Consider the following 15,584-nt stretch of genomic DNA (forward strand, 5'->3'; position numbering starts at 1 on the left):
ACCCGCCCCCGGCAGTGGCCCCCCCCCCCCGGGGGGGGGGCCCCCACTGCGGTGACCGCCGCCTCGGCGATTCAGGCAGTGTTAACAAGGTCACCGTCAGGGATTTGGACGCACGTCAGGACTGCCGTATAGTAGAACGTGCGCCGCGGGGTGGAGCAGTTCGGTAGCTCGCCGGGCTCATAACCCGGAGGTCGGAGGTTCAAATCCTCCCCCCGCCACGAGAATAGGCCCGCTGGCCAGCAGAAATGCTGGTCAGCGGGCTTTCTGCTCACCTCAGAAGAAGACCGACTGCGGTGGTCTGGGTCTTTTCACCCGTCAGTCATCCATCGGTGGCCGAACGCTGAACCGTCACTGCTTGCGGGTTGATAGTCGCAACGCGGTCCGCTCATAAAGTGTGGATGGTTCCGGCACAGCAGCGGTGCCGTACCTCGACCGTCAGGCAAGGGACGGACATCACGGGGTGTGCTGTGCGCATCGGCTCTCAGGGCGAACCGATTGCACACCGCTGGCCCCTGGATGCAAGAATGACGTGGTGAAATCCTCCGCCGCCTACGTACTCGTCGTCATCGGCATCGTCGCCGCCGGTTTCAACCTGCGGCCCGGCGTCACCGGGCTCTCGCCGCTGCTTGACATGATGGCGCAGCCGCTGGGCGTGACCGCCGCATTCCTCGCCGTGATCGGGATGCTGCCACCGCTCATCTTCGGCATCGCAGGATTCCTCACTCCGCGCCTGACGATCCGATGGGGTGCTGTGAGCGTCATCAGCCTGGCGATGATCGTCATCGCTGCCGGTCTGGCCATCCGGAGCGCCACCGGCTCACCGGTGGTCTTCCTGCTGCTCTCAGCGTTCGCGCTCATCGGCATGGGCATCGGCAACGTCGTCATCCCACCGCTGGTGAAGGGATTCTTCCCCACCCGGATCGGCCTGTTCTCGACCATCCACGTCGCAGCCCTGCAGTTCGGGACGTTCATCCCACCGGTTCTGGCGGTTCCGCTGGCGCAGGGACTGGGATGGCGGGGCTCACTGGCCGTGTGGTCGCTCGCCGCTGCCGTCCCCGCCGCAATCTGGCTGCTGCTGTGGATCAGGCGCGTGAGCCCGGAAGCCGCCCCGAGCACAACTGTGGTGTCCTCTGGCCGCTACCTGGAGCTCTTCCGCAGCAGCCGGGCGTGGGCGCTAATGCTCATGACCGGCATCACCTCGTTCAACAACTTCATCCTCTTCACGTGGCTGCCGCTGATCTTCGTGCGCGCCGGCCAGTCCGAGAGCTTCGGCGGGGCGATGCTCTCACTGGTCACCGCGATCCCGTTCGTCCTCGGGCTCGTGCTGCCGATGTTCGCCGAACGCGTGCGCAGCCCGGTGGCCGTGGTGCTGGCCTTCTCCGCCTGTCTGGCTGCCGGCTACCTCGGGCTGTGGCTGGCACCGGCAGCCGCGCCGGTGCTGTGGACGGTGCTGCTGGGGTTGGGCATCTCGACGTTCCCGCTGGCCCTGACCCTCATCAGCCTGCGCTCCTCGAGCACTGAGTCAGCTGCGGCCCTGTCCGGATTCGTCCAGGGCCTCGGCTACTGCTTGGCCGCCACCGGCCCGCTCATCTTCGGATTCCTCGTCCAGTCCACAACCATCTGGCCGGCCTTCGCGCTCGTCCTCGGTTCGGTCGTGGTCAAGGCATTCGTCGCTGCACGGGCCTGCCAGCCCGGTGCGATCAGCTGAGCTTCTCGGCAGCCTTTCGCACGCGGCGTGCAGCCTCAGCCGTTTCGTCCTCGCTCTTGCAGAAGGAGTAGCGGATCGTCTGTGCGAAGGCCTCACTGACCGGGGTGCCGGCTGCGCACAGCGACGGGCCGGGGATTCCGGTGAATCCGAACTCGCGGGTCAGCCGCTCGTTGAGCGCATAGGCGTCCTCATCGGTGGCACCGGCGAAGTCGACGAGAGTGAAGTAGCCGCCCTGCGGCTGGGAGACACGCACGCCGGGCAGCTGCTCGAAGGCCGGAACGAGGATCTCCGAACGGGCAGCGAGGCTGCGCGCTGAGGTGTGGGCGAAGTCCTCATGCTCGTAAAGTGCCGCGGCGACCGCCGGCTGGAAGGGCGCTCCGCCGGTGAAGCAGAAGTACTGCTTGACCGCCTGGATGGCCTCGCGCACCGGGGGAGCGGCGACCGTCCAGCCGATCTTCCAGCCGGTGATGTTGAAGCTCTTGCCCGCAGACGAGATCGACACGACGCGAGAGGGATCGTCGACGATGCTGGCCAGTGCCACATGCTGCCGGTCGCCGAAGACGAGGTACTCGTAGACCTCGTCGGTGAGAATCCAAGCGTCGCTGTCGACGGCTGCCTCGTAGATGCGGGTGAGCATCTCGGCGGTGAACACGAGGCCGGTGGGGTTGTGCGGCGTGTTGACGATGATCGCTGCCGTCTGCGGGCCGAGGGTGCTTTCGAAAGCCTCCCAGTCAGGTGCGAAGCCGCCCGCGCCGTCCTCGATGAGACCGACGGTGCGCAGCTTCCCACCGGCCAGGGCGGTGGCTGCGGCATAGGAGTCGTAGAACGGCTCGAAGACGATGACCTCGCCGCCGCGGGGGACGAGGGCGACGATGGCAGCGCTGAGCCCCTCGGTGGCTCCGATGGTGATGAGCACCTCGTCAGCCGAGACCTCCTGTCCGTAGCAGCGGCGTCGCTGCTCGGCGACAGCGTCGATGAGGACGCGGTGGCCCTGGCCGGGGGCGTACTGGTTCACCCCGGCGCGCATCGCCTCGGTCGCGGCGTCGATGAGGAAGTCCGGTGTCGGATCGCCCGGTGATCCCTGCCCGAGGTTGATCGCGTCGTGACGGCCGGCCAGGGCGGTCATCTGCCCGAAGATCGTCTCACCGATCGACCCATCGGCATTCACCAGCCCGGCCGCGGTGGCCATCTGGTGCCATGTCGGGGCCGCGTGCAGGTCGGGGTGGACAGCGCTGCGGCTGCCGGATCGGGTGGTATCAGACATAGGTGAGAACCTCCGTGTGCAGTCGTCCGTTGGTGGCCAGGCCGTTGGCGCCGAAGGGCCCGGGCTGGCCGTCGAGATCGGTGAAGCTGCCGCCGGCTTCGGTGATGATCGGCACGAGCGCGGCCATATCGTAGAGCTCGAGCTCGGGTTCGCAGGCGATGTCGACGGTTCCTTCGGCGACCATCATGTACGACCAGAAGTCGCCGTAGGCCCGTGTGCGCCAGACCTGATCGGTCAGCGCGATGAACCGCTCCCGATCCCGGTGGGACGCCCAGCCGGTCAGCGACGAGTACGACAGCGACGCATCACCGAGCGTGCCGACGGTCGAGACCCGCAGCCGCTCGGGCTCACCGCCGCCGAGTTCCGGCGCCAGAGTGCGGAATGCACCGCTGCCTGCTGCGGCATACCAGCGCATCCCGAGCGCGGGGGCGCTCACAACGCCGACCACCGGCTGCGCACTGTCGTAGAGGGCGATGAGGGTGGAGTAGACGGGCACGCCGCGCACGAAGTTCTTCGTCCCGTCGATCGGGTCGACGATCCAGCGCCGCGATGCCTGCCCGCGGCTGCCGAACTCCTCGCCGTAGAACGCGTCCTCTGGACGTTCGTCGCCGATCGCTTTGCGCAGCATCTCCTCGACTGCCTGATCGGCATCGGTGACCGGTGTCAGGTCCGGCTTCGTCGAGACGTGGAAGTCATGGGTCCGGAAGCGCGGGAGGCTGATGGCGTCGGCCTCATCGGCCAGGCGCAGTGCGAGTGCGAGATCGTCCATGGTGACACTGTAGCGGTGCCGCTGGGTGTGCCTGCGGTTTGGTCGGCATGTGGAAGCCGCCGATGTGAGCAGACGCGCGTCAGCTGATGAGCGGCTGCAGGCCGCTGAGCAGCCGGCGCAGGGAGGCCAGCCGCTGCGGCCCGGCTTCCCCGGCCTTCCCCTCGGCGACCCATGCGTCGAGTGCGCAGTCGGGGGCGTCGTCGAGGTGTGTGCATCCGCGCGGGCAGGCGGCGGTGGCCTCGACGAGTTCGTCGAAGGCGGTGAGCACGCTGTCGATGTCGACGTGGGCGAGCCCGAAGCTGCGCACTCCGGGTGTGTCGATGAGCCAGCCGGAGTCCGGCAGCGGCAGGCACAGCGCTGAGGACGAGGTGTGGCGTCCGCGGCCGGTGACGGCGTTGACGTCGCCGATCGCCCGGTCGGCTGCCGGGATGATCGCGTTCATGAGCGTCGACTTGCCCACCCCGGAGTGCCCGACGAGCACCGACAGCCGTCCGGTCAGCTCCGGCAGCAGCTGCCCGATCTGCGGGCGGCCGGTGGCGTCGAAGCCGCTGGCCACCACCCGCACACCGGCTGCGGCATAGTAGTCGCGGATCGCGTCGATCCGTGCCAGGTCGAGCTTGGTGACCGCGATGAGCGGCTCCATGTCAGCATCGAAGGCGGCGACGAGCGCCCGATCGATGAGCCCCCACGACGGTTCGGGGTCGGCGGCGGCTGTGACGATGACGAGCTGGTCGGCGTTGGCCACCAGCACCCGTTCGGTCGGATCGGTGTCATCTGCGCTGCGGCGCAGAAGCGTCCGGCGGTCGAGGATCTCGACGATCCGGGCCATCGTGCCGTCCGCTCCCGAGGTGTCGCCGACGACCCGGACGCGGTCACCGGGGACGATGGAGCGGCGGCGCAGCCGAGAGGAGCGCACGCAGGTGACGGTCGGCCCGTCGACCGGTGCCTGCCCGTCATCGCCGTGGACGACGACGCGGTAGCGGCCGCGGTCGACGGCCGTGACCATCGCCGTCGGGGCATCCGAGTACTCCGGGCGCTCCTTGGTCCGCGGCCGCGAGCCCTTGCGGTTGGGCCTGGGCCGGTAGTCGTCTTCGGTGAAGTTGTCGAACCGTCTGCCCATGCTCAGCGCTCGCCTGCCAGCATGCCTGACCACAGCTGCGTGAAGTCGGGCATCGTCTTGGCCACGGTGCCCACATCGAGGATCTCGACTCCGTCGACGCGCAGGCCGAGCACGGCTGCGGCCATCACCATTCGGTGGTCGTGATAGGTCTCGAACCGCCCGCCGGTGCCTGCCGGGGCGTGGATCGTGAGCGCATCGGCATGTTCGGTCACCTCAGCGCCGAGTCTGCCGAGCTCAGCGGCCAGGGCGGCCAACCGGTCGGTCTCGTGACCGCGCAGATGCCCGATGCCGCGCAGCCGGCTCTCACCAGGTGCACACGCCGCGACAGCGGCAGTGACCGGGGTGAGCTCGCCGACCGCTGAGAGATCGACATCGATCGCAGCCACCGCCTCGGGCCCGGTGACGCACAGGGTGCCGTCAGCGAACGCGACCTGGGCGCCGAACTCCGCTGCCAGGCCGCGGAAGGCGTCACCGGCCTGCGTCGTCTCGGCAGGCCAGTGCGGTACGCACACCTGCCCGCCGGTGACGATCGCCGCGGCGAGGAAGGTCGCGGCGTTCGACAGGTCCGGTTCGACGGTGACGGTGAAGCCGCGCGGCCGGCCGGGAGCGACCGTCCACTCGTCCGCTCCGGTGGCGCGGGCATCGATCCCGGCCAGGCGCATCGTCTCCAGCGTCATCTCGATGTGCGGGCGCGAGGGCACGGACTGACCGGTGTGCACGAGGGTGAGCCCGTCGTCGAACAGGCAGCCGGCCAGCAGCAGCCCGGAGACGAATTGGCTGGAGGCAGAGGCGTCGATCGCGACCCGCCCGCCGGGCACCCCGCCGGGAGAACGCAGATCGAACGGCAGGGAGGTGGCGCCAGCTGTGATCTCGACGCCGAGGTCGCGCAGCGCCTCGATCATCGTGTCCATCGGCCGCACGTAGGCCTGTGCGTCGCCGTCGATGCGCACGCTGCGGCCGGTGGCAGCGGCCAGCGGCGGGATGAAGCGCATGACGGTGCCGGCCAGCCCGCAGTCGACGGTGGCGGCGTCCGCGCCCGAGGCGGTGGTCGGCAGCGGGGTGATCGTCACCTGGCCGTCGGTTGAGCGGTCGACCTCAGCGCCGAGTGCGGTGATCGCTGCGAACATGAGCTCGGTGTCGCGGCTGATGAGCGGGTTGATGATCGTCGAGGGCTCGGCTGCGACCGCGGCTAAGGCAATGTAGCGGTTGGTCAGGGACTTGGAACCGGGTACTGCGACTGTGGCCCGCACCGGTGCGGTTGCACGCGGGGCGGGCCACAGCGAGACGTCGCGCTGGGTCATCGAGGTCAGCCGAAGTTGACGGCGTCCATCGCCTTGGCGGAGGTCTTCTCGACGTTCTTGCGCAGGTCCTGCGCCGCGTGCTGGACGCGCCAGGCCAGGCCCGGCTTTCCGGCGGTGTCGACAGCGGCGATGAGTGCGCCGCCGATCATCGAGGTCTTCGTCAGCAGCGAGACCTGCGAACGCTCCTCCTTGGGGGTCAGCAGCTGCTCGCCGATGACGTCGATGAGGTAGGTGCCGACGAGCACCGTGGCGGAGAAGCGCGGGAACTTGCCGATCGCCAGCAGGGAGCCAGCGGCGACCTGGGCGACACCGGTCGCGCGGGCGGCGAGCTCGGCGTCGATCGGGATGTCGACCTGCTTCTTCACGGCGTTGACGACCGGGGTGATCGAATCGGTTGCGGCCTGCGGATGCTTGATCCGCGAGACGCCGTTGGCGATGTAGGCCGAAGCGAGCATAGGACGGGCGATGAGGCGAACCAGGGACACGGTGGCTTCCTTCCGATTGACGTCGTTGAGTCGAGCCTGGCTCAAGCATAGTCGAAGATCAGGGCCATGCCATGCGCGGGCATGAACATGAGCGGCCGGCCGGTGACCGCTGCTGCCGCGAGCGCTCCGGCAGACAGTCAGAGTCAAGGCGCCTTGTTCCTGCGCAGAAGGCTCAGCTGCGGCCCAGCTGGCTCATGAGCGGGCAGTCGAACGAAGGAAGCGTCCATGCAGACGCCGAAGACCGCCAGCTGCACGCCGAAGAAGGCCAAGGCCATGCCGATCGGCAGGAGGGCGTAGACGGCGGTGAGCAGGAGGCAGAACCGGACGGTGATGAGGCAGAGTTCGGTCCAACGCTGCTTGACCGGTCCGCGGTTGCTCACGTGTTTGAGTCCCTGGAAGTGCAGGTCGATGCCCTCGAAGGTGTGCAGCGGGATGGCGGGCGAGCCGGTCGTTGGCTGGGCCGGACGAGGGGATCCGGCGGTGGGCGGCCTCATGGGAGAGAACGGCCATCTGGACGAAGACGACGGCCAGGCCGACAGCGATGAGCAGCTGGAACCATGACGCGCCGAGCAGAATGAATCCTGCCGTCAGGGATGCGGGGATCCATCAGTGCACAGGGCAGCCGGCGGGAGAGGGGTGCCCGCAGCATGCGGTCAATGCGGTGATGGCAGGTGAATATGCATCAGCGGGGCAGGGTCGTCAGACCGCTGCCCCGCTGATGTCAGGAGTCTCAGAGGACGCGCACCGAGGTGGCCTGCGGGCCCTTCGGGGTGCTCTCGGAGGTGTACTCCACCGTCTGGTTCTCCTCGAGGCTGCGGTAACCCGAGCCTTCGATGGCGCTGAAGTGCGCGAACACGTCAGCCGAGCCGTCGGAAGGCTCGATGAAACCGAAGCCCTTTTCAGCGTTGAACCACTTGACGTTGCCTGTAGCCATTGTTTTTCCTCTTTGTGTAGATATGGCCATATTCATGACCTCTTGCTCCATGCCGATAGATGTGACATGGAAATCTGTGGATTGCACAACACGGCAGAGTTCTGCCCGGGTGGATGCAAATGAGATGAACTGAGAGTGATGCTGTCCGGCTTCCGCGAGTCAGAGACTCTCAACTGTCAGCATGGATGCGAGCGCGTGCAGGTGTGCGGCATGAGAATGCGGCGAAGGTGCCGCGCGGAGAATGGGGGAGACTGAGATAAACCAACCGAATCGTCAGTGGCACCTCTGCGAGCTGATCGCAGGTGCCGAGATGAACAACAGCAAACCGATTCATAATCCTTGACGAAATCGGATGTGCCGCAGCGAATATCCCGAATTCCGGGAGTCATCCGCCTTGGACACATTCAACTGTATCAGCAATTTCGGCTCACGCGAATTCGCTCGTTGAGGTGGGCGTGAAATCGGGATGAACGATGCACATCTGACCAGGGTCCGGGGCCAGGGTCGAGACCAGTCCTGGGAGCAGTCTCGGGCGCAGTCCTGGGACTTGCTGTGCTGAGGCGACGCGAGGAATGGAACGCGGCCACCGCCTGGGGCTCGGAATGATCGCAGGCCCTCATGCGTTGTGACTCATGAACAGCCAGCCGCACACAGCCGTTACGACCAGGCAGGAAGGGGCGATGCGATGCCAGTCATAGAAGCGCAGACGCATAAGCGCGTACCATGGACGGTGATGACGAAACCTCTTGCTCCAGATGCACCCGAGTCCTCACCGCCGGACGAGAATCTCGACGCCGCCCACGGCAGCGAGAACACCGAGACGCCCGAAGAGCAGCATGCGCGTTTCGAGCGCGATGCGCTCGAGTACGTCAACCAGCTGTATGCGGCTGCCCTGCGCATGACGCGCAACCCGGCTGATGCCGAGGACCTCGTGCAGGAAACCTATGTCAAGGCCTACGCGGCATTCCACCAGTACAAGAAGGGCACGAACCTCAAGGCCTGGCTGTACCGGATCCTGACGAACACCTTCATCAACTCCTACCGCAAGAAGCAGCGCCAGCCGCAGGAGTCCAGCGGTGAGGGGATCGAGGACTGGCAGATCGCGCGAGCGGCCAGCCACACCTCATCCGGTGGCCGCTCAGCCGAGCTCGAAGCCCTTGATCACCTGCCGGATTCCGACATCAAGGAAGCGCTTTCGCAGCTGCCCGACGACTTCCGGATGGTCGTGTACTACGCCGACGTCGAGGGGCTGCCGTACAAAGAGATCGCCGAGATCATGGACACGCCGATCGGCACCGTGATGTCGCGTCTGCACCGCGGCCGGCGCCAGTTGCGTGAGATGCTCTCCGACTACGCACGCGAGCGCGGCTTCGGCGTCGAGAAGAACGGCGGCACGGCAGCAGCTGATAAGAAGGCCGCGAAGCAGGCCACGACTGCGCAACAGGCCACGACTGCGAAGAAGACGACCGAGGAGGTGTCCTCATGAGCGAAGAGCCCCTCAGCCACATCGGCTGCTGCGATGAGCAGAACCGCCAGAAGAGCCTCATGCGGATCTACAACTACCTCGACGGAGAACTGACGCGCGAGGAGATCGGCGTCATCAAAGACCACCTGGCCAACTGCTCACAGTGTCAGGACGATTACACCGTCGAGGCGCTGCTCAAGGAGCTCGTGCGACGCTCCTGCTGCCAGGACCAGGCTCCAGCCGGGCTGGCCGAGCGGATCCGGGCACGGATCGTCGTCGAGCGCCGCGCCTACGTGCGACGCACATTCGGCTGAGAGAGACCGCATGCGAAAGGCGGGGCGGAGATGTGATCTCCGCCCCGCCTTTGCCAATGTCTGAATAGATCAGGTGTTGGGACGCTTGCCGTGGTTGGCCCCACGCTTCTTGCGATCCTTACGCTTGCGAGCGCGCTTGCTTGCCATCTCGGTTCACTCCTTCTTTTGAATCCAGTCCATTTTTCCACACCCGTGCCAGCTGAGCAAAACAGTCCATGCCGTCAGACGGGCGGTGCGGGTGCTCAGCGCCCGGCGAGCACGTCGGGCACGCCGAGCCAGTCGAACCATCCGCGGTGGATGACGAGCCAGGCGAGCAGACCGTAGCCCTCCTGGCTCGGCAGTCCCGTCGACGACGACGCGATCTCCCGCTGCCACACGGCATGGCCGCGCAGGGGAGTGAAGGTGTCGACGTAGGGCACACCTCGGCGATGAGCGACATCGGAAAAGCCTGCGTTGAGATCGGCGATCGACCGGTTCGTCAGCTCCCCGATAGCCGGAGGCGGGCCGACGACGAACGTCGAGACCTCGGCAGCCAGTGCCGCGTCGAGGATATTGGCGAGGTTGAGCCGCGACCGGGCGGTTGAGAGCCCCGCTTCGATGTCTGCGATGCCCGGGGCGATGACGAGGCGGTTGTCGGTCTCGGAGGAGAACCGGCGCATCGCCTCTGCGATGCACCGATCGTGCAGGTCAGCTGAGGTCTCATCCGGCGCTGCCAGGGTGTAGAAGTTCGCGCCCGGCAGCGCGGGATGCGTGCGGACGGCGACACGGCCGACCCATCCGAGACCGCGACCATCACCGTGGCCGGCAACGAGTTCGCTGCCGGCCACGACGATCGAAGTGGACTTCGGGGTGCTCACGCTTCAGCGCTCGAAGACGCGCTCGATGAGCTCCGCTTGCTCGGCATCGTGGACGAGTTTGAGGCCCGTCGCAGGCGACGCGGAGGAGGCCCGGGCGACGACGCGGACGTCCCGGCCGAGCACCGGCACGAGGTTGAGCGCCATGAACGGCCAGGCTCCCTGGTTCTCCGGCTCCTCCTGCGCCCAGATGAGCTCGGCGTCGCCGTACTGATCGAGCACCTCGGCGATGGCGTCGGCCCCGAGCGGGTAGAGCTGCTCGACGCGCACGATCGCGGTCTTGTCGTCACCGGCCTTCTTGCGCTTGGCGACCAGGTCCCAGTAGAGCTTGCCGGAGACCATGATGACGCGGTCGACCTGCTCGGCGTCGACGGAATCATCGGCGATGACCGGCTCGAACCGGCCCGAGGTGAACTGCTCGACCTGCGTGGCGGCGGCCTTGAGGCGCAGCATCGACTTCGGGGTGAAGACAATGAGCGGGCGCTTGTTGTCTGTCAGTGCGTGGCGGCGGATGAGGTGGAAGTACGATGCGCCGTTCGAGGGCATCGCCACCGTCATGTTGTTCTCCGCGCACAGCTGCAGGTAGCGCTCGATACGGGCTGAGGAGTGATCCGGTCCCTGGCCTTCGAAGCCGTGGGGGAGCAGCAGCACGATACCGCCGGTCTGCGCCCACTTCTGCTCTGAGGACGAGATGTACTCGTCGATGACCGACTGGGCGCCCTGGGCGAAGTCGCCGAACTGCGCCTCCCAGCACACCAGGGCATCCTTGCGCTCGACGGAGTACCCGTACTCGAAGCCCATCGCAGCGTATTCGCTCAGCAGCGAGTCGTAGACCCAGAACTTCGCCTGGTCGTCGCTGAGGTTCGACAGCGGCGTCCATTCGTTGCTGTTCTGGTGGTCGATGATGACCGAGTGGCGCTGCGTGAAGGTGCCGCGGCGCGAGTCCTGACCGGCGAGCCGGACCGGCACACCCTCCATGAGCAGCGAGCCGAAGGCCAGCAGTTCGGCAAAGCCCCAGTCGATGCCGCCGGAGCGCGACATCTCCTCGCGCTTCTCCAGCAGGCTCTTGAGCTTCTTGTGCACCTCGAAGTCCTCGGGAACCTCGGTGTGAGCCGAGCCGATCCGTTCGACGACTTCCTTCGACACAGCCGTCTTGACGGTGTTGTCGGTCTCGAGGTCGTCGGGGCGCTGGTAGTCCTTGGTGAAGGTGGTGTCCTTCTCCGAGCTGTCCTTCTCAGCTTCCTTCGTCTCGGCGAAGGCGGATTCCAGCTTGGACTGGTAGTCCTTGAGCGCCTCCTTCGCCTCGTCCTCGGTGATGCATCCCCGGCCGACCAGCGACTCGGTGTAGAGCTTGCGCACCGAGCCCTTCTTCTCGATGAGGGAGTACATCACCGGCTGGGTCATCGACGGATCGTCACCCTCGTTGTGACCGCGGAGGCGGTAGCACACGAGGTCGATGACGATGTCGCGGTTGAACTCCTGCCGGTATGCGAACGCCAGCTGGGCGGCACGGTAGATAGCCTCCGGGTCGTCGCCGTTGACGTGCAGCACCGGGGCGCTGATGATCTTGGCGACATCGGTGCAGTAGTACGACGAGCGGGCCGAAGCCGGCGGGGTGGTGAAGCCGACCTGGTTGTTGATGACGACGTGGATCGTGCCGCCGGTGCGGTAGCCGCGCAACTCGGACAGGTGTAGCGTCTCAGCGACGACGCCCTGGCCGGCGAAGGCGGCATCGCCGTGCACGAGGACCGGCAGCACCGTGAAGCCGCGCTCACCCTGGTCGATGACGTCCTGCTTGGCGCGCGTGATGCCCTCGAGCACGGGGTTGACAGTCTCCAGGTGGCTCGGGTTGGCGGCGACCTGCACCTTCGTCGAGTTGCCCGACGGGGAGGTGAAGGAGCCTTCGGCACCGAGGTGGTACTTCACGTCGCCGGAGCCCTGGAAGCTGTCCGGGGCCATCGTGCCGTCGAACTCGCGGAAGATCTGCGTGTAGCTCTTGCCGGCAATATTGGCCAGCACGTTGAGGCGGCCGCGATGGGCCATGCCGATGGTGACCTCGTCCATGCCGACGTCAGCGGCCTGGTTGAGGACCTCGTCGAGCAGTACGATCGCCGATTCGCCGCCTTCGAGCGAGAAGCGCTTCTGGCCGATGTACTTCGTCTGCAGGAAGGTCTCGAAGGCCTCTGCGGCGTTGAGACGCCCGAGGATGTGACCCTGCTCAGCGCGGGTCAGCTCCTCATGCGGAACCTCCAGGCGCTCCTGGAACCAGCGGCGCTGCGCCGGGTCGGAGATGTACATGTACTCAATGCCGGTGGTGCGGCAGTACGAGTCACGCAGCAGACCGAGGATGTCGCGCAGCGGCATGATCGGCTTGCCGCCGAATCCGCCGGTCGGGAACATCCGCTCCAGATCCCACAGCGTCAGACCGTGCTGGTTGATGTCGAGATCCGGGTGGGAGCGCTGCCGGTAGACGAGCGGATCGGTGTTGGCCATGAGATGCCCGCGGTTGCGGTAGGCATCGATGAGCTCGATGACCCGGGCGGTCTTATTGACGTCGTCCTGGTCACCGGTGTCGACATCGGGCACCCAGCGCACCGGCTCGTAGGGCAGGCGCAGGGAGGCGAAGACGTCGTCGTAGAAGCCGTCCTTGCCCAGCAGGTACTCATGCACGGTGCGCAGGAACTCTCCGGAGCCGGCACCCTGGATGACGCGGTGATCATAGGTCGAGGTCAGCGTCAGGACCTTCGAGATCGCCAGTCGGTTGATCGTCTCCTGGCTGGCGCCCTGGTACTCGGCCGGGTACGTGAGTGCGCCGACACCGATGATGCAGCCCTGTCCCTTCGTCAGGCGCGGAACCGAGTGGACAGTGCCGATGCCGCCGGGGTTCGTCAGCGACACGGTGGTGCCGGCGAAGTCATCGGCGGTGAGCTTGCCCTGGCGGGCACGGTCGACGAGGTCGTCGTAGGCGTCGACGAACTCCTTGAACGACAGGGATTCGGCCTTCTTGACGTTGGGCACAAGCAGCGAGCGGGTGCCGTCCTTCTTGGGCACGTCGATGGCCAGGCCGAAGTTGATGTGGCCGGGCTTGACCATCACCGGCTTGTCGTCCTGGATGTCGTAGTAGACGTTCTGGTTCGGGTTTGCCTTGAGGGCGCGGATGACGGCGTAGCCGATGAGGTGCGTGAACGACACCTTGCCGCCGCGCGTGCGCTTGAGGTGGGAGTTGATGACGATGCGGTTGTCGATGAGCGCCTTGGCCGGCAGCGACCGCACTGAGGTGGCAGTCGGGACCGACAGCGACTCGTCCATGTTCTGGGCGATGAGCTTGGCCGGTCCGCGCAGTTTGACGATCTCGTCTTCACTGGTCTCGTTGTTCGCCGGCTTCGCTGCCGACGTCGTCGAGCGCTTGCGGGCCGCAGCTGCCGACTTCGACTCCGCCTTCTGGGTCTCCGACTCCGTCACCGAGGGCGTGACACCCTTCTGCTCTGTGGAGCTGGTCTGCTTCTCCTTGGCTGGGGCGTCCTTCGCGGCACCGGTGTCCTGGTGGGCGCTGACGTCGTCGGCGGACGTCTTCTGGCTCTTCTTCTCAGATGGCTTCTGCGCAGAGGGCTTGGAACCGCCGCCGGAGCCGGAGTCGGCCGATCCGTCGCCGTTCTCGAACTTCTCGAAGAACGGCCACCATGACTTGTCCACTGAGCTCTTGTCCGCCTGGTACTGCTCATACAGCTCTTCGACAAGCCATTCGTTTGACCCGAAGTCTTCGACGCTGCGGGTGCTGGTCTGTTCCGACACGGCGGGAATCGCCCTCTTCCTCATCTGGATATTAGACGGTTTGCCACAATACTAGCGCTTCCGCGCGACAATCTCGCGTCTGAAAGGGACACTGGTGTTATGCGTTTTCTCACGGAACATCCTCCACATGACCTGACGTACTCCGATGTCTTCCTCGTCCCGCGCCGGTCGTCGGTGGCATCGCGTTTCGAAGTGGATCTCTCCACCTCGGACGGCACCGGCACGACGATCCCGCTGATCGCGAGCAATATGACGGCCGTGTCCGGCCGCCGGATGGCTGAGACCATTGCCCGGCGCGGCGGCATGGCCGTGCTGCCGCAGGACATCCCGCTGCCGGTGGCCGCCGCCACGATCCGGTGGATCAAGGAGCGCCACACCGTCTACGAGACCCCGGTGCGCGTGTCGGTCGACGACACGGTGCTCTCAGCCCTGCACCTGCTGCCCAAGCGCGCCCACGGCCACGCCGTCGTGGTCGACGATGACAGCCGCGTGCTCGGCACCGTCTCCCACTCCTCTCTCACCGGCGTCGACCAGTTCACCTCCGTGCACCGAGTGATGGAGCCGATCGAGGAACCGGTGCAGGCCTCCCGCCTCGACGACCCCACCCGCGAGGTGCTCGCCGGCGTCTACGAGGAGCTCACCTCCCAGCGGCGGGACTTCGTGCCCGTCGTCGACGGTCAGACCCTCGTCGGCGCGGTGACCGCGCAGTCGATTCTGCGCTGCTCGATCTACACCCCGGCCCTCGACGAGCAGGGCCATCTGCGCGTGGCCGCCGCCGTCGGCGTCAACGGCGATGTCGCCTCCCGCGCCCATGCGCTCGTCGAGGCCGGCGCCGACGTCCTCGTCGTCGATACCGCCCACGGACACCAGGAGAAGATGCTCGAGGTGCTGGCCACCATCAGCGGTCTGGAGCTCGGCGTGCCGATCGTCGCCGGCAACACCGTCACCGCTGACGGCACCCGCGACCTCGTCGAGGCCGGTGCCACCATCGTCAAGGTCGGTGTGGGCCCGGGCGCGATGTGCACCACCCGCATGATGACCGCCGTCGGCCGGCCGCAGTTCTCCGCGGTGGCCGAATGTGCAGCCGCCGCCCGCGAGCTCGGCGCCCACGTGTGGGCAGACGGCGGGGTCAAGCATCCGCGCGATGTCGCCCTGGCGCTGGTCGCCGGTGCCTCCCAGGTGATGATCGGCTCGTGGTTCGCCGGCACCCTTGAGAGCCCCGGCGATCTGCTCGTCGACCCCGATGGCCGCCAGTACAAGGAGAGCTTCGGGATGGCCTCGGCCCGCGCCGTGGCTGCCCGCACGCAGAGCGACTCGGCCTTCGACCGCGCCCGCAAGGGCCTGTTCGAAGAGGGCATCTCCTCAGGCAAGATGTTCGTCGACCCAGCCCGGCCGGGTGTCGAGGACCTGCTCGATGAGATCACCTCGGGAGTCCGCTCCTCATGTACGTACGCGGGTGCGCGAACACTCACGGAGTTCGCCGAGCGCGCCCAGGTCGGCGTCCAGTCCGCCGCCGGCTACCAGGAGGGCATGCCGGTTCATCACTCCTGGTGAATAGGCTGGCATCGGAGATAGTCG

General features: G+C 66.6%; 14 protein-coding genes and 1 tRNA gene. 5 read left to right on the top strand and 10 right to left on the bottom strand.

Features of this window, described 5'->3' with window-relative positions:
- The first annotated feature begins 144 nt into the window (after nucleotides 1-144).
- Nucleotides 145-218 (top strand) — tRNA-Met (locus M3B11_RS09445).
- A gap of 314 nt (nucleotides 219-532) precedes the next feature.
- Entirely contained in the window at nucleotides 533-1,708 is a 1,176-nt protein-coding gene (locus tag M3B11_RS09450; protein WP_259877243.1) for an MFS transporter, read from the top strand.
- On the opposite strand, the gene M3B11_RS09455 is transcribed toward M3B11_RS09450, so the two are convergent.
- The 7 genes from M3B11_RS09455 to M3B11_RS09485 all read right to left on the bottom strand — a co-directional run bounded on the left by M3B11_RS09455 (nucleotide 1,701) and on the right by M3B11_RS09485 (nucleotide 7,581).
- On the bottom strand, nucleotides 1,701-2,972 hold the full coding sequence (locus M3B11_RS09455) for an aminotransferase class I/II-fold pyridoxal phosphate-dependent enzyme (RefSeq protein ID WP_259877244.1): 1,272 nt from the start codon (nucleotides 2,970-2,972) through the stop codon (nucleotides 1,701-1,703). The genes M3B11_RS09450 and M3B11_RS09455 overlap by 8 nt on opposite strands.
- Nucleotides 2,965-3,741: a histidinol-phosphatase gene (gene hisN, locus M3B11_RS09460; protein WP_259877245.1), complete on the bottom strand. Its 777-nt coding sequence runs from the start codon at nucleotides 3,739-3,741 to the stop codon at nucleotides 2,965-2,967. The genes M3B11_RS09455 and hisN overlap by 8 nt, the downstream gene beginning before the upstream one ends.
- Before the next feature lie 79 nt (nucleotides 3,742-3,820).
- On the bottom strand, nucleotides 3,821-4,861 hold the full coding sequence (gene rsgA / locus M3B11_RS09465; protein WP_259877246.1) for a ribosome small subunit-dependent GTPase A: 1,041 nt from the start codon (nucleotides 4,859-4,861) through the stop codon (nucleotides 3,821-3,823).
- A 2-nt stretch (nucleotides 4,862-4,863) separates the two neighbouring features.
- Nucleotides 4,864-6,162 carry a 3-phosphoshikimate 1-carboxyvinyltransferase gene (gene aroA / locus M3B11_RS09470; RefSeq protein WP_259877247.1) on the bottom strand — a complete coding sequence of 433 codons (1,299 nt, stop codon included), beginning with the start codon at nucleotides 6,160-6,162 and terminating at the stop codon, nucleotides 4,864-4,866.
- A gap of 5 nt (nucleotides 6,163-6,167) precedes the next feature.
- The gene (locus M3B11_RS09475) at nucleotides 6,168-6,647 is read right to left on the bottom strand and encodes a DoxX family protein (protein ID WP_259877248.1); all 480 of its coding nucleotides are present in this window, start codon (nucleotides 6,645-6,647) and stop codon (nucleotides 6,168-6,170) included.
- 143 nt (nucleotides 6,648-6,790) lie between these two features.
- Nucleotides 6,791-7,141, bottom strand: coding sequence for a hypothetical protein (locus tag M3B11_RS09480; RefSeq protein ID WP_396121555.1), 351 nt, complete (start codon nucleotides 7,139-7,141; stop codon nucleotides 6,791-6,793).
- Nucleotides 7,142-7,377: 236 nt separating this feature from the next.
- Nucleotides 7,378-7,581: a cold-shock protein gene (locus M3B11_RS09485; protein WP_102159650.1), complete on the bottom strand. Its 204-nt coding sequence runs from the start codon at nucleotides 7,579-7,581 to the stop codon at nucleotides 7,378-7,380.
- A 733-nt stretch (nucleotides 7,582-8,314) separates the two neighbouring features.
- On the opposite strand from M3B11_RS09485, the gene M3B11_RS09490 reads away from it, so the two are divergent.
- Both M3B11_RS09490 and rsrA read left to right on the top strand, forming a co-directional pair.
- Nucleotides 8,315-9,067 carry a sigma-70 family RNA polymerase sigma factor gene (locus M3B11_RS09490; protein ID WP_311197788.1) on the top strand — a complete coding sequence of 251 codons (753 nt, stop codon included), beginning with the start codon at nucleotides 8,315-8,317 and terminating at the stop codon, nucleotides 9,065-9,067.
- The gene (gene rsrA / locus M3B11_RS09495) at nucleotides 9,064-9,360 is read left to right on the top strand and encodes a mycothiol system anti-sigma-R factor (protein ID WP_259877250.1); all 297 of its coding nucleotides are present in this window, start codon (nucleotides 9,064-9,066) and stop codon (nucleotides 9,358-9,360) included. The genes M3B11_RS09490 and rsrA overlap by 4 nt, the downstream gene beginning before the upstream one ends.
- A gap of 69 nt (nucleotides 9,361-9,429) precedes the next feature.
- Here the strand turns inward: rsrA and M3B11_RS13405 are convergent, their stop codons facing one another.
- The 3 genes from M3B11_RS13405 to M3B11_RS09505 form a co-directional block, all read right to left on the bottom strand.
- The gene (locus M3B11_RS13405) at nucleotides 9,430-9,507 is read right to left on the bottom strand and encodes a 50S ribosomal protein bL37 (protein ID WP_375544706.1); all 78 of its coding nucleotides are present in this window, start codon (nucleotides 9,505-9,507) and stop codon (nucleotides 9,430-9,432) included.
- Nucleotides 9,508-9,602: 95 nt separating this feature from the next.
- Nucleotides 9,603-10,217, bottom strand: a complete 615-nt coding sequence (locus tag M3B11_RS09500; protein ID WP_259877251.1) for a GDSL-type esterase/lipase family protein — start codon at nucleotides 10,215-10,217, stop codon at nucleotides 9,603-9,605.
- A 3-nt stretch (nucleotides 10,218-10,220) separates the two neighbouring features.
- Nucleotides 10,221-14,030 carry a multifunctional oxoglutarate decarboxylase/oxoglutarate dehydrogenase thiamine pyrophosphate-binding subunit/dihydrolipoyllysine-residue succinyltransferase subunit gene (locus M3B11_RS09505; protein WP_396121556.1) on the bottom strand — a complete coding sequence of 1,270 codons (3,810 nt, stop codon included), beginning with the start codon at nucleotides 14,028-14,030 and terminating at the stop codon, nucleotides 10,221-10,223.
- 75 nt (nucleotides 14,031-14,105) lie between these two features.
- Between M3B11_RS09505 and M3B11_RS09510 the strand changes: the two genes are divergently transcribed.
- Nucleotides 14,106-15,560 (top strand): GuaB1 family IMP dehydrogenase-related protein, encoded by a 1,455-nt coding sequence (locus M3B11_RS09510; RefSeq protein ID WP_259877253.1) that lies wholly within the window; start codon nucleotides 14,106-14,108, stop codon nucleotides 15,558-15,560.
- The last annotated feature ends 24 nt before the right edge of the window (nucleotides 15,561-15,584 follow it).

The sequence above is a fragment of the Brevibacterium sp. p3-SID960 genome (assembly GCF_025144725.1).
Lineage (GTDB): Bacteria > Actinomycetota > Actinomycetes > Actinomycetales > Brevibacteriaceae > Brevibacterium.

Excerpts from the sequence above, each read along its gene's own strand:
- M3B11_RS09455 (WP_259877244.1), bottom strand. The coding sequence starts at position 2,972 with ATGTCTGATACCACCCGATCCGGCAGCCGCAGCGCTGTCCACCCCGAC.
- hisN (WP_259877245.1), bottom strand. The coding sequence starts at position 3,741 with ATGGACGATCTCGCACTCGCACTGCGCCTGGCCGATGAGGCCGACGCC.
- rsgA (WP_259877246.1), bottom strand. The coding sequence starts at position 4,861 with ATGGGCAGACGGTTCGACAACTTCACCGAAGACGACTACCGGCCCAGG.
- aroA (WP_259877247.1), bottom strand. The coding sequence starts at position 6,162 with ATGACCCAGCGCGACGTCTCGCTGTGGCCCGCCCCGCGTGCAACCGCA.
- M3B11_RS09480 (WP_396121555.1), bottom strand. The coding sequence starts at position 7,141 with ATGAGGCCGCCCACCGCCGGATCCCCTCGTCCGGCCCAGCCAACGACC.
- M3B11_RS09485 (WP_102159650.1), bottom strand. The coding sequence starts at position 7,581 with ATGGCTACAGGCAACGTCAAGTGGTTCAACGCTGAAAAGGGCTTCGGT.
- M3B11_RS09490 (WP_311197788.1), top strand. The coding sequence starts at position 8,315 with ATGACGAAACCTCTTGCTCCAGATGCACCCGAGTCCTCACCGCCGGAC.
- rsrA (WP_259877250.1), top strand. The coding sequence starts at position 9,064 with ATGAGCGAAGAGCCCCTCAGCCACATCGGCTGCTGCGATGAGCAGAAC.
- M3B11_RS13405 (WP_375544706.1), bottom strand. The coding sequence starts at position 9,507 with ATGGCAAGCAAGCGCGCTCGCAAGCGTAAGGATCGCAAGAAGCGTGGG.
- M3B11_RS09505 (WP_396121556.1), bottom strand. The coding sequence starts at position 14,030 with ATGAGGAAGAGGGCGATTCCCGCCGTGTCGGAACAGACCAGCACCCGC.
- M3B11_RS09510 (WP_259877253.1), top strand. The coding sequence starts at position 14,106 with ATGCGTTTTCTCACGGAACATCCTCCACATGACCTGACGTACTCCGAT.